The sequence below is a fragment of the Streptomyces sp. NPDC058525 genome, from assembly GCF_042719495.1.
Classification (GTDB): Bacteria; Actinomycetota; Actinomycetes; order Streptomycetales; family Streptomycetaceae; genus Streptomyces.
In genome coordinates, this window is record NZ_JBHXNP010000169.1 from 1 (window position 1) to 11174 (window position 11174).

Consider the following 11174-nt stretch of genomic DNA (forward strand, 5'->3'; position numbering starts at 1 on the left):
TTTCAAAGGAACCTCGATCCACCGAAGTGGAACGGGGTATCAACTTCTGGCGTTGATTTTTGGCACGCTGTTGAGTTCTCAAGGAACGGACGCTTGCTTTGTACTCACCCTCTCGGGCTTTCCTCCGGGCTTTCGTTCTGTGTTCTTGCGTTTCCGACTCTACCAGATCATTTCCTTCGCCGTTTCCGGCTTGGATTTGAATTCAGTGACCGTCGGAGGGTCTGTGCCTTTCGGCGCTCCGCTACGTTAGCGCTTATCCCTTGCCATTCATAATCGAGTGACCGGCGGAGAAATTCGGGCATGCCGAAGAGGACCCCGCCAGGGGTAAGTCGTAGGTAGTGGGTTGGCCGCTCCGGGGGTCTGCCGATGGCAGTGACCCGTTCAAGCGGCTCGGGCTACGTTAGGCGTCCGGCAGAGCCGAGTCAAGTTGAACGGCGGCGTGGCGCGTGGGCCCGGTACGGGCTCACCGTAGGGTCGTGGGTGATCCAGAAGCGGTACGGATGGGCCGCGCCGGCGCCGCTTACTCCGGTGCGCGGCCCACTGCTCACCAGGTCGGGCGAGGTGGGGGTGCCTTCTAGGAGGGACAGCGGGGAATCCGGGCCGCCGCAGAGGTCCGTGCCGTCGAGGGAGCGGTCCACGTCCAGCGCGGTGGCGAGCCGGGCCGGGCCTTTGGCCAGTTCTCTCGGGTATCTGGCGGAAAGTCTGCGTTTGGATGCCAGGTCGGCGCCCACCGTGATCTCACCCGCGCGCAGCAGTACGCCGCTCGCGTGGCCGGGCGGGCCGCACACCAGGTTGAGGCTGAACCACATGCCGTAGATGAAGTAGACGTACGCGTGTCCGGGCGGACCGAACATCGATGCGTTGCGGGCCGTGCGGCCGCGGTAGGCGTGGGAGCCCGGGTCGGACTCGCCCTCGTACGCCTCCACCTCCGTGATGCGCAGTTCGATGGGGCCGTCCGGGCCGCGGCGGACCAGGGTGCGGCCCAGGAGTTCCGGGGCCACGGTGAGGACCGGGCGGTCGAAGAAGGACCGGGGAAGGGGCGTACGGTCGAGGCGCGCGCTCATCCGGTCGAGCGTAGTGGAACGCGTACCGCTGCAACCGGGGCCTATGGTTCCGCGTTGGTAAGGGGTAGTCGCACAAGCCTTCAAGGGGAGTCAGAGCATGGGGTTCAAGAAGCTGTTCGCGAGCCTGGGTGCCGGCGGTGCTTCGGTGGACACGATCATCACCGAGCCGAACGTCGCACCGGGCGGGATCGTCCAGGGCGAGGTCCGGATCCAGGGCGGATCGGTGGAGCAGCAGATCGAGGGGCTGTCCGTCGGGCTGCAGGCGCGCGTCGAGGTCGAGGGCGGCGACCAGGAGTACAAGCAGGACGTCGTCTTCACCAAGCAGCGTCTCGGCGGTGCCTTCCAGGTGCAGGCCGGCGCCGTGCACGTGGTGCCCTTCGTGCTGGAGATCCCCTGGGAGACGCCCATCACCCACTTCGGGGGTCAGCCCCTGCACGGGATGAACATCGGGGTGAGCACCGAGCTGGAGATCGCGCGTGCGGTCGACGCGGGCGACCTCGACCCGATCAACGTGCACCCGGTCCAGGCGCAGCAGGCGATCCTCGACGCCTTCCGGCAGCTGGGCTTCATCTTCCGCAGTGCGGACATGGAGCGCGGGCACATCCGGGGGACGCGGCAGACGCTGCCCTTCTACCAGGAGATCGAGTTCCTGCCGCCGTCGCAGTACCGGGGTCTGAACCAGGTCGAGCTGACCTTCGTCGCGGACGGCCGGGAGATGGACGTCGTCCTGGAGATGGACAAGAAGCCGGGGCTGTTCAGCGAGGGCAGTGACACCTACCGCTGCTTCCAGGTGGGGCTGCAGTCGTACCAGGAGACGGACTGGGCGGCGTACCTGAACCAGTGGATCGCGTCGGTCGGTTCGCAGCGCAACTGGTTCTAGGCTCGGCTCCGTACGCGTATCCGAGCAGGAGGTACAGCAGTGACCGAGCAGAGCAGGGCGCCCCTTCCGCACGAGTTCCACCCCGAGGTGCACGCGTTCACGGTGAAGAGTGCGGATCTCGCGCCGGGTGCCGATCTGGGCGACGCCCAGGTGCTCGCGGGCGGGAACGTCTCGCCGCAGCTGCGGTGGGAGGGGTTCCCGGAGGGGACGAAGAGCTTCGCCGTGACGTGCTTCGACCCGGACGCGCCCACGGGCAGCGGGTTCTGGCACTGGGTGCTCTTCGACCTGCCGGTCTCGGTCACCGAGCTGCCGGCCGGGGCGGGCGGCGGGAAGTTCGAGGGGCTGCCCGCGGGGGCCGTGCACGTACGGAACGACTACGGGACCAAGGACTTCGGCGGTGCGGCTCCCCCGGCCGGGGAGCGGCACCGGTACGTGTTCACGGTGTACGCGGTGGACCAGGAGAAGCTCGGTCCCGGCGAGGACGTGTCTGCGGCCGTGGTCGGCTTCAATCTGCGTTTCCACGCGCTCGGGCGCGCCCAGCTGATCGGTGAGTACGAGGCACCTGTCGGCTGACAGTTCCCCGAGCGTTTGCCCGGTCCTGGTCTAAAGGCGACCAGGACCGGGCATTTTTATTGCGTTGTCCCGCGTGGCGCCCGCGGCCAGAGTGGTTGCGGGCCCTGCCACACAGGTGGTCGCGGGCCTGCACACGGGAGGTGGGCGAGATGCGGGACACGCTGGTGCTGAATGCGAGCTTCGAGCCGCTGTCGACGGTGACCTTGAACCGGGCCGTGGTTCTGGTGCTCCAGGACAAGGCCGTGGTCGAACAGTCGCATCCCGAGCTGCGCGTGCGCGCCGCCACCATGGATCTTCCGATGCCCCGTGTGATCAGACTCTGCCGGTACGTCCGGGTGCCGTTCCGAAGACATGCTCCCTGGTCACGGAGGGGGGTGTTGGTCCGGGACCAACACCGGTGCGCGTACTGCGGGAAGCGCGCGACGACCGTGGACCACGTGCTGCCCAGGGCGCAGGGGGGCGGGGACACGTGGCTGAACACGGTGGCCTCGTGCGCCGAGGACAACCACCGGAAAGCGGCGCGGACTCCGGAGGAGGCGGGGATGCCGCTGCTGCGGAAGCCGTTCGTGCCGTCTCCGGCGGACGCGATGCTGCTGGCTCTGGGGGTGACGGGGCGGGAGGCCCTGCCGGAGTGGCTGGAGCGTTCCGGTTCCTCGTATGCCCCGTCCGCCGCGTAGGCGGGCCCGCTGGGCGACGTAACTCTGCTACGTCGCTCAGCGGAGCAGCAGCTGGACGATGGCGAGGACGCCGACCGCGACGATGACTCCGCGCAGCACGGTGGGCGAGAGGCGGCGGCCGACCTTGGCGCCGATCTGGCCGCCGATGGTGGAGCCGACGGCGATGAGGAGCACGGCCGTCCAGTCGAAGGTCGCGACGAAGAGGAAGACGACGGCGGCGATGCCGTTCACCATGGCCGCGATGACGTTCTTCACGGCGTTGATCCGTTGCAGGTCCTCGCGGAGCAGCAGGCCCATCAGGCCGACGTAGAGCACGCCCTGGGCGGCCCCGAAGTAGCCTCCGTAGGCGCTGGAGAGCAGCATGCCGGAGAGCAGTACGGGGCCGCCGTCGGGGTGGCCGGGGTCGGCTCCGGCGGCCTCCTGGCGGCGGCGCAGGGCCGCGGCGAGCCGGGGCTGGAGGACGACGAGCAGGAGGGCCACGCCGATGAGGGCGGGCACGATCGTGTCGAAGGAGTCGGACGGCAGGACGAGGAGCAGGACGGCTCCCGCGAGTCCGCCGACGAGGGACACGGCGCCGAGCCGGATGATGCGGGCGCGCTGGCCTCGGAGCTCCTTGCGGTAGCCGATGGCTCCGCTGATGGAACCGGGCACCAGGCCGAGGGTGTTGGACACGTTGGCGGTGACCGGCGGAAGGCCGGTGGCGAGCAGCACCGGGAAGGTGATCAGGGTGCCGGAGCCGACGATGGTGTTGATGGTGCCGGCGCCGATGCCGGCGGCGAAGACCGCGAGTGATTCCCAGACGGACATCGAGAACATGGACATGGACGGGGCCATTCCCTTTGCATGAGGTGGTCGCCTCCCCGCCATGAAGGTCGAGGGGCCTCACCGATCATGCAGCACGAGGCGGTCCGGGGTGGCGGGGGGCGGGGCCGGCCGGGCCCTGCCCCCGGGCGGGTCCTAGTCGATGGGGGGCTGTTCGCGGCGGTCGGTGCTGCCCTGGTCGGCCGTACCGGGGCCGCCCTTGCCGGAGTTCTGCGGGTTGAAGCCGGAACCGCCGCCCATCGGGCCGAAGTTGCCCATGGCTCCCGAGAGGCCCTTGAGGGCGTCTCCGATCTCGCTGGGCACGATCCAGAGCTTGTTGGCGTCGCCTTCGGCGATCTTCGGGAGCATCTGGAGGTACTGGTAGGCGAGGAGCTTCTGGTCGGCGTCGCCGGCGTGGATGGACTCGAAGACCGTGCGGATGGCCTGGGCCTCGCCCTCGGCGCGCAGGGCGGCGGCCTTGGCCTCGCCCTCGGCGCGGAGGATGGAGGACTGCTTCTCGCCTTCGGCGCGCAGGATCTCGGACTGCCGGACGCCCTCGGCCTGGAGGATGGCGGCGCGCTTGTCGCGGTCGGCGCGCATCTGCTTCTCCATCGAGTCCTGGATGGAGGTCGGCGGCTCGATGGCCTTGAGCTCGACGCGGTTGACGCGGATGCCCCACTTGCCGGTGGCCTCGTCGAGGACCCCGCGCAGGGCGGCGTTGATCTCCTCGCGGGAGGTGAGGGTCCGCTCCAGGTCCATGCCGCCGATGATGTTGCGCAGGGTGGTGACGGTGAGCTGCTCGATGGCCTGGATGTAGCTGGCCACTTCGTACGTCGCGGCGCGGGCGTCGGTCACCTGGTAGTAGATGACGGTGTCGATGTTGACGACCAGGTTGTCCTGGGTGATCACCGGCTGCGGCGGGAAGGGGACGACCTGCTCGCGGAGGTCGATCCGGTTGCGGATCGAGTCGATGAACGGGACGACGATGTTGAGGCCCGCGTTGAGGGTGCGGGTGTAGCGGCCGAACCGCTCGACGATGGCGGCGCTGGCCTGCGGGATCACCTGGATCGTCTTGACCAGTGCGATGAAGACCAGAACCACCAGAATGATCAGGACGATGATGATCGGTTGCATGCGGTTCCCCGTGCCCTTCCGGCTGTCTGTGCTGCCCCGTTGAACGGAGTCTCGCAGACCCGGGGCCCGCGAGCAGGCTGCTTGTCACATGACGACGGCGGTCGCCCCGTCGATCTCCACGACGTCCACGGACTGGCCCGGTTCGAAGCTGGTGTCCGCGTCGAGGGCGCGCGCGGACCAGATCTCGCCGGCGAGCTTGATGCGGCCGCCGCTGCCGTCGACGCGTTCGAGGACGACGGCGCTGCGGCCCTTCAACGCGTCGATGCCGCTGCGGTGTTGGGGCCGCTGGTCGCGGTGCCGGTTGGCGATCGGCCGTACGACGGCGATAAGCGCGACCGACACGACCACGAAGACGAGGACTTGGGCCACCACTCCCCCGCCGAGGGCCGCCGTGACGGCTGCCGCCACCGCCCCGGCGGCGAACATGCCGAACTCCGGCATGGCGGTCAGGACGAGGGGGATGCCCAGTCCGACCGCGCCGATGAGCCACCACACCCATGCGTCGATGTCCACATGGTCATGGTAGGTCGGGTGGGCGCGGTCGGGACAGGGTGCGTGGGCGGCCCTAGCCGAGCGGGAGGCCCTGGGCGGTCCAGCGGTCGTTCCCGTTGCGCTCGACGACCAGCGGCAGGCCGAAGCAGAGCGAGAGGTTGCGCGAGGTGAGTTCGAGGTCGATCGGGCCCGCGGTGACGACCTTGCCCTGGCGGATCATCAGGACGTGGGTGAAGCCGGGGGCGATCTCCTCGACGTGGTGCGTGACCATGACCATGGAGGGGGCGAGCGGGTCGCGGGCGAGCCGGCCGAGGCGGCGTACGAGGTCCTCGCGGCCGCCGAGGTCCAGGCCGGCGGCGGGCTCGTCGAGGAGCAGCAGCTCGGGGTCGGTCATCAGGGCGCGGGCGATCAGCGTGCGCTTGCGCTCGCCCTCGGAGAGGGTGCCGAACTTCCGGTCGAGGTAGTCCGTCATGCCGAGACGGTCGAGGAAGGCGCGGGCGCGCTGCTCGTCGACGTCCTCGTACTCCTCCTGCCAGGTCGCCGTCATGCCGTACGCGGCGGTGAGGACGGTCTGCAGGACGGTCTGGCGCTTGGGCAGCTTGTCGGCCATGGCGATGCCGGCGATGCCGATGCGGGGGCGCAGCTCGAAGACGTCCACCTTGCCGAGGGTGCTGCCGAGGATGGAGGCGGCGCCCTTGGTGGGGAAGAGGTAGCTGGAGGCGAGGTTCAGCAGCGTGGTCTTGCCGGCGCCGTTGGGGCCGAGGATCACCCAGCGCTCCCCCTCCTTCACCGACCAGGAGACCTGGTCCACCAGAGCCCGGCCCTCGCGGACCACGGATACGTCCACCAGTTCCAGAACATCGCTCATGAGCGCGTTGTCTCCCCTTGCAGTGTCGGTTCGTCTGTGCGCCTGTAGGCGCAGCCCCAGGGGAAAACCTACGCCACTCGGGAAGGAGTGCGGGGCCGGGGCCGGGGCTGGGGGCGGGTCCGTAGAGTTGGGGGATGCTTTTCGAACCACGTTCAGGGCGGCTGGCCGCCTGGGGGAACGCTCTGCTGGCCGGTCTGGTTTCGCCTGATGAGGCCGTGTTGTCGATCGTGGCCGAGGACGCCGTGCACCGGGTGGCGGGGCTGCCGGGGGAATCGGGCCCGGTCGGGCTGACGCTGGCGCTGGGACGGCTGCGGGCGCTGGGGGTGACCGGGCTGCGGGTGGCGCTGCCGGCGCCGGGGCATCCGCTGGGGCTGAGCGGCCCGGCCGAGTTCAACGCGCGGGCGCTGGACGCGGAGGAGGCGGTGGTGTGCGTGGGCGCCGCGCTGGGCCTGGTGCCGGAGGTGGCCGAGGCCGGGCCCGCCGGTGACGTGCACGTGTCGGTGACCTGGCACTGCCTGCCGGTGCGGGAGGCGCCGCCGGCGGACGTGCCTTCCCTCGGCGAGGCCGAGCGGGAGCTGGCGGAGGCGCTGCGCGAGGCGACCGTGGTGCTGACCCGGCTGGACGTGGCGGGGTCGGGGCCGGTGGCGGAGGCCGCGGTGTCGGCGTACCGGGCGCGGGCGGAGGGGTCCGGGCAGGAGATGCTGGCGCCGGGGTATCCGCCGCGGGCGGTACGGGTGCTGGCGCTGGCGCAGCGGGTGGACCTGCTGGTGTCCCTGGCGTACGAGAAGGGGCACGGGGGCGCGGTGGCGGCCTCGGAGATGGCGGCGCGGGCCGAGGCCTTGCGGCCGGTGGAGCGGGTGGCCCGGCGGGCGCTGGTCGCCGCGTACAACGCGGCGGTGGAGGACCGCGAGCGGGGCGCCTAGGCCGGCGGCGCGGGCGGGCCGGTCGGGCTGCGCACGGGCTCGGCGGCATGCGCGGGTCGGGCTGCGTCCGGGCCGAGTGGGGCGCGGGGGTCGGGCTGTGCCTGGGCTTCTGGGGCTCCGCCCCAGACCCCGCGCCTCAAACGCCGGCGGGGCTGGATTCGGCCCTGGGTGCAGCGCGGCCCCGCTTCCCGGGGAGAGGGGGGAAGCGGGGCCGGCGGGCCGGGACGGGCGGGGTCAGGCGTTGACGCCCGTGTTGCCCCAGGCGCCGTTCAGCAGGCCGATCACGGTGGCGGTGTTGCCGACCACGTTCACGGGGACGTGGACCGGGACCTGGAGCAGGTTCCCGGAGGCCACGCCGGGCGAGTTCAGGGCCTCGCCCTCCGCCGACGCACCGCCGTGCGCCGAGGAGACACCCGCGCCGGCGGCGACGAGGCCGCCCGCGATCATGGTGACGGCTGCGGCCTTCTTGATGTTCTTCACGTTCTCGTCCTCCAGTACGTCGACCGCGACCAGCCGTCGCGGCACGCCATGGAGAACGGTCACCCGGCGGTCGGGATGCGCCATGTGGGCTACTTACACCCGACCGTATGAATCTCATTCCGGAACGAGACGATCCGATTTACCCGGTCATTCGGCGATTCCGTGCCTGACCGCCCACAACGCGGCCTGCGTCCGGTCCGAGAGGTCCAGCTTCATCAGGATGTTCGAGACGTGTGTCTTGACCGTCTTCTCGGACAGGACGAGCGCGCGGGCGATCTCCCGGTTCGACCGGCCGTCCGCGACCAGGCCGAGGACCTCGCGCTCGCGGTCGGTCAGCGAGCCCGGCCGGCCCGCGGAGGCGGTCTGGTCCTCCTGCGCGAGCAGCGCCTCCGCCACCTCCGGCTGGAGGAGGACGTGTCCGGCGTGGACCGAGCGGATGGCTCCGGCCAGCGCGTCGGGGTCGATGTCCTTGTAGACGTATCCGGCGGCGCCCGCGCGCAGGGCGGGGACCACCGTGCGCTGCTCGGTGAAGCTGGTGACGATCAGCACCCGTGCCGGGTTCGCCAGCCCGCGCAGCCTGCGCAGCGCCTCGATGCCGTCGGTGCCCGGCATCTTGATGTCCATGAGGATCACGTCGGGCCGCAGCTCCTCGGCGCGGGCGATGCCCTCCTCGCCGTCGGAGGCCTCGCCGACCACCTCGATGTCCTCCTGGACCTCCAGGAAGGTCCGCAGGCCCCGCCTGACGACCTGGTGGTCGTCCACCAGCAGGACCCGGATGCCGCTGCCGCTCCGGCCGGTGCTGTCAGCCACCGGGGACCTCCATCTCGATCGTGGTGCCCTTGCCGGGCTCCGAGTGCACGGCGAGCCGGCCTCCGACGCCGCTCGCCCGGTCCCGCATGGAGACCAGGCCCAGGTGGCGGCCCGCGCGGCGGACGGTACCGGGGTCGAATCCCTTGCCGGAGTCGGCGACCTTCAGGACCGCTCCCCCGGCGCGGGTGCGGGCCAGGGTCACCTCGACGCGGTCGGCGCCCGAGTGGCGCAGGGCGTTGTGGAGGGCCTCCTGGGCCACCCGCAGGAGCGCTTCCTCCTGGGTCGCGGGCAGTGCCCGTACTCCGTCGCAGGTGAAGGTGACGTGCGCGGTGTGGGCGCGGTCGAGCACCTGGACCTGTGTGCGCAGGGTGGCGATCAGGCCGTCCTCGTCCAGTGCGGCCGGGCGCAGCTCGGTGACGGCGGCGCGCAGTTCGTCGGCCGCCTCGGCGGCCAGGGCGGCGACCTGCTGGAGCTCGTCCTTGGCGCGGGCCGGGTCGCGGTCGACGAGGGCGGCGGCGGCCTGGGCGGTGAGGCGGAGCGAGAAGAGCTTCTGGCTGACGGCGTCGTGCAGCTCGTGGGCGAGCCGGGAGCGCTCCTCGGCGATGGTGAGCTCGCGGCTGCGCTCGTACAGCCGGGCGTTGGTGAGCGCGATCGCCGCGTGCTGGGCGAGGAGGGAGAGGAGTTCCTCGTCCTCGTCGGTGAAGCCGTGCCCCTTGCCCGGGGCGCCGCGCTTGTTGGCGAGGAAGAGGCAGCCGAGGGTCTCCTCGCCGTCCCGGACGGGCAGGCCGAGGAAGTCGGACATCTCGGGGTGGGCGGCCGGCCAGCCCTCGAAGCGCGGGTCCTCGCGTACGTCGGCCAGCCGCTCGGGGCCGTCCTGGTGGAGCATCGCGGCGAGGATGCCGTGCTGGCGGGGCAGCGGGCCGATGCTGCGCCACTGTTCGGCGCTGATGCCGTCCACGACGAACTGGGCGAAGCCGCCGTGGTCGTCCGGGACGCCCAGGGCCGCGTATTCGGCGTCCAGGAGCTCGCGGGCCGAGACGACGATCGTGCGCAGGACGTCGCGGACCTCGAGGCGGCGGCTCATGGCGAGCAGCGCCGTGCTGACGGCTGCCAGGCCGCTGCGGGGTCCGGTCTGCATGCGCTCACCGTACTCGGGGGGTGTGACCTGCGGGATCGGGCTGTGGACGTAGGTCCAACGGACCGGTACGGGTGGGGCTCGCGGCCGACGCGGCGGCGGGGGCCGGGTTCCTAGGTTGGGGGCATCTGCCGGTCGGGAACGGGACGAGGGATGCGGTCATGTCGGTGGCGATGGTGACGGGGGCTTCGAGGGGACTGGGGCGGGCGCTGGCGCGGGAGCTGGCGGCGCGCGGCTGGGACCTGGTGCTGAGTGCGCGGGGCGCGGGGGCGCTGGAGGAGGCCGCGGCCGAGCTGGCGCAGGACGCCGGGGTGCGCGTGGCGGTGGTGGCGGGGGACGTGTCCTCGGGGGAGCACCGGGCGGCGCTGGTGGCGGCCGCGCGGGAGCTGGGCGGGCTGGACCTGCTGGTGAACAACGCGGGGGTGCTGGGGGCGGAGCCGCTGGTGCCGCTGGCGGTCCACCCGCTGGACGGGCTGCGCGAGGCCTTCGAGGTCAATGTGGTGGGGCCGCTGGGGCTGGTCCAGGAGGGGCTGCCGCTGCTGCGGGCCTCGGGGGCCGGGGCGGTGCTGAACATCAGCTCGGACGCGGCGGTGGTGGCGTACGCGACGTGGGGGGCGTACGGGGCGACCAAGGCGGCGGGGGACCTGATGTCGGGGGTGCTGGCGGTGGAGGAGCCGGGGCTGCGGGTGTGGTGGGCGGACCCGGGTTCGATGCGGACGCGGATGATGGCGGCCGCCGAGCCCGAGGAGGACCTGGCGGGGCTGCCCACGCCGGAGGAGGTGGCTCCGGCGCTGCTGCGGCTGGTGGCGGAGCGGCTGCCGAGCGGCCGGTACACGGCCGGTCGCCTCGCGGCCGGTCGCCTCGCGGCGGGCCTGGCGGGCGAGGAGCGGGCCGGTGCGGGTGCGGGTGCCGGGGCCGGCGGGGCGGGTGCCGGTGCTGGCGCGGGCGGTGCGGGTGGCGGAGCCAGTGCCGGAGCCGGTGCCGACGGGGCGGGTGCCGGAGCCGGCGGGGTCGGTGCCGGGGCCGGCGGGGCGGATGCCGGTGCCGGCGGGACTGGCGTCGGAGCCGGAGCCAGCGGGGCGGGAGCCGGAGCCGGCGGGGCGGGTGCCGAGGCCGGTGCCGGCGGGGCGGGTGCCGGAGCCAGCGGGGCGGGTGCTGGCGCGGGCGGGGCGGGTGCCGGAGCCGGAGCCGGAGCCGGCGGGGCGGGTGCCCGTGCCGGTGCAGGCACGGGCGCGGGCGGGGTCGGGGTCGGGGTCGGGAGGGTGTCGTGAAGGGGCGAGGGGTGGGTGGGGGGTCGGCGGTACCGGAGGAGGGACTGTATATAAGGGACCTGTCTC

13 protein-coding genes and 1 pseudogene are annotated in these 11174 nt (G+C 72.0%); 6 read left to right on the plus strand and 8 right to left on the minus strand.

Going from position 1 to position 11174, the window contains the following annotated elements; translation table 11 throughout:
* Window positions 1-250: hypothetical protein (locus tag ACFWP3_RS40450; RefSeq protein WP_384231686.1), on the plus strand; the 250-nt coding region annotated here is incomplete at its 5' end.
* A gap of 172 nt (window positions 251-422) precedes the next feature.
* On the opposite strand, the gene ACFWP3_RS40455 is transcribed toward ACFWP3_RS40450, so the two are convergent.
* Window positions 423-1064, minus strand: a complete 642-nt coding sequence (locus tag ACFWP3_RS40455) for a DNA-3-methyladenine glycosylase (RefSeq protein WP_384231688.1) — start codon at window positions 1062-1064, stop codon at window positions 423-425.
* A gap of 97 nt (window positions 1065-1161) precedes the next feature.
* On the opposite strand from ACFWP3_RS40455, the gene ACFWP3_RS40460 reads away from it, so the two are divergent.
* From ACFWP3_RS40460 to ACFWP3_RS40470, 3 genes are all read left to right on the plus strand, one after another.
* Complete coding sequence (locus ACFWP3_RS40460) at window positions 1162-1944, plus strand: sporulation protein (RefSeq protein WP_384231690.1); 783 nt, start codon at window positions 1162-1164, stop codon at window positions 1942-1944.
* A 39-nt stretch (window positions 1945-1983) separates the two neighbouring features.
* Window positions 1984-2517 (plus strand): YbhB/YbcL family Raf kinase inhibitor-like protein, encoded by a 534-nt coding sequence (locus ACFWP3_RS40465; RefSeq protein WP_384231692.1) that lies wholly within the window; start codon window positions 1984-1986, stop codon window positions 2515-2517.
* A 149-nt stretch (window positions 2518-2666) separates the two neighbouring features.
* Entirely contained in the window at window positions 2667-3194 is a 528-nt protein-coding gene (locus ACFWP3_RS40470; protein WP_384231694.1) for an HNH endonuclease, read from the plus strand.
* Window positions 3195-3230: 36 nt separating this feature from the next.
* Here the strand turns inward: ACFWP3_RS40470 and ACFWP3_RS40475 are convergent, their stop codons facing one another.
* From ACFWP3_RS40475 to ACFWP3_RS40490, 4 genes are all read right to left on the minus strand, one after another.
* Complete coding sequence (locus ACFWP3_RS40475) at window positions 3231-4001, minus strand: sulfite exporter TauE/SafE family protein (RefSeq protein ID WP_384231707.1); 771 nt, start codon at window positions 3999-4001, stop codon at window positions 3231-3233.
* 150 nt (window positions 4002-4151) lie between these two features.
* Window positions 4152-5129 (minus strand): SPFH domain-containing protein, encoded by a 978-nt coding sequence (locus tag ACFWP3_RS40480; protein WP_384231696.1) that lies wholly within the window; start codon window positions 5127-5129, stop codon window positions 4152-4154.
* 84 nt (window positions 5130-5213) lie between these two features.
* Window positions 5214-5642: an NfeD family protein gene (locus ACFWP3_RS40485; RefSeq protein ID WP_384231698.1), complete on the minus strand. Its 429-nt coding sequence runs from the start codon at window positions 5640-5642 to the stop codon at window positions 5214-5216.
* A 52-nt stretch (window positions 5643-5694) separates the two neighbouring features.
* Window positions 5695-6489, minus strand: a complete 795-nt coding sequence (locus tag ACFWP3_RS40490) for an ABC transporter ATP-binding protein (protein WP_361767978.1) — start codon at window positions 6487-6489, stop codon at window positions 5695-5697.
* Window positions 6490-6623: 134 nt separating this feature from the next.
* Between ACFWP3_RS40490 and ACFWP3_RS40495 the strand changes: the two genes are divergently transcribed.
* Complete coding sequence (locus tag ACFWP3_RS40495) at window positions 6624-7412, plus strand: hypothetical protein (RefSeq protein ID WP_384231701.1); 789 nt, start codon at window positions 6624-6626, stop codon at window positions 7410-7412.
* A 234-nt stretch (window positions 7413-7646) separates the two neighbouring features.
* Here ACFWP3_RS40495 and ACFWP3_RS40500 read toward each other — a convergent pair whose 3' ends face one another.
* From ACFWP3_RS40500 to ACFWP3_RS40510, 3 genes are all read right to left on the minus strand, one after another.
* The gene (locus ACFWP3_RS40500; protein WP_384231709.1) at window positions 7647-7892 is read right to left on the minus strand and encodes a chaplin; all 246 of its coding nucleotides are present in this window, start codon (window positions 7890-7892) and stop codon (window positions 7647-7649) included.
* 147 nt (window positions 7893-8039) lie between these two features.
* Window positions 8040-8702, minus strand: coding sequence for a response regulator (locus tag ACFWP3_RS40505; protein WP_384231703.1), 663 nt, complete (start codon window positions 8700-8702; stop codon window positions 8040-8042).
* Window positions 8695-9840: a GAF domain-containing sensor histidine kinase gene (locus tag ACFWP3_RS40510; protein ID WP_384231705.1), complete on the minus strand. Its 1146-nt coding sequence runs from the start codon at window positions 9838-9840 to the stop codon at window positions 8695-8697. Before ACFWP3_RS40510 ends, ACFWP3_RS40505 begins: the two co-directional genes overlap by 8 nt.
* A 158-nt stretch (window positions 9841-9998) precedes the next feature.
* Here ACFWP3_RS40510 and ACFWP3_RS40515 point away from each other — a divergent pair.
* Window positions 9999-10697, plus strand: a pseudogene (locus ACFWP3_RS40515) (SDR family NAD(P)-dependent oxidoreductase); the annotation flags it as partial.
* Window positions 10698-11174 lie beyond the last annotated feature (477 nt).

Bases quoted from the DNA above. Each gene is read 5' to 3' on its own strand.
- ACFWP3_RS40455 (WP_384231688.1), bottom strand. From the start codon at position 1,064: ATGAGCGCGCGCCTCGACCGTACGCCCCTTCCCCGGTCCTTCTTCGAC.
- ACFWP3_RS40460 (WP_384231690.1), top strand. From the start codon at position 1,162: ATGGGGTTCAAGAAGCTGTTCGCGAGCCTGGGTGCCGGCGGTGCTTCG.
- ACFWP3_RS40470 (WP_384231694.1), top strand. From the start codon at position 2,667: ATGCGGGACACGCTGGTGCTGAATGCGAGCTTCGAGCCGCTGTCGACG.
- ACFWP3_RS40475 (WP_384231707.1), bottom strand. From the start codon at position 4,001: ATGTCCGTCTGGGAATCACTCGCGGTCTTCGCCGCCGGCATCGGCGCC.
- ACFWP3_RS40480 (WP_384231696.1), bottom strand. From the start codon at position 5,129: ATGCAACCGATCATCATCGTCCTGATCATTCTGGTGGTTCTGGTCTTC.
- ACFWP3_RS40490 (WP_361767978.1), bottom strand. From the start codon at position 6,489: ATGAGCGATGTTCTGGAACTGGTGGACGTATCCGTGGTCCGCGAGGGC.
- ACFWP3_RS40495 (WP_384231701.1), top strand. From the start codon at position 6,624: ATGCTTTTCGAACCACGTTCAGGGCGGCTGGCCGCCTGGGGGAACGCT.
- ACFWP3_RS40510 (WP_384231705.1), bottom strand. From the start codon at position 9,840: ATGCAGACCGGACCCCGCAGCGGCCTGGCAGCCGTCAGCACGGCGCTG.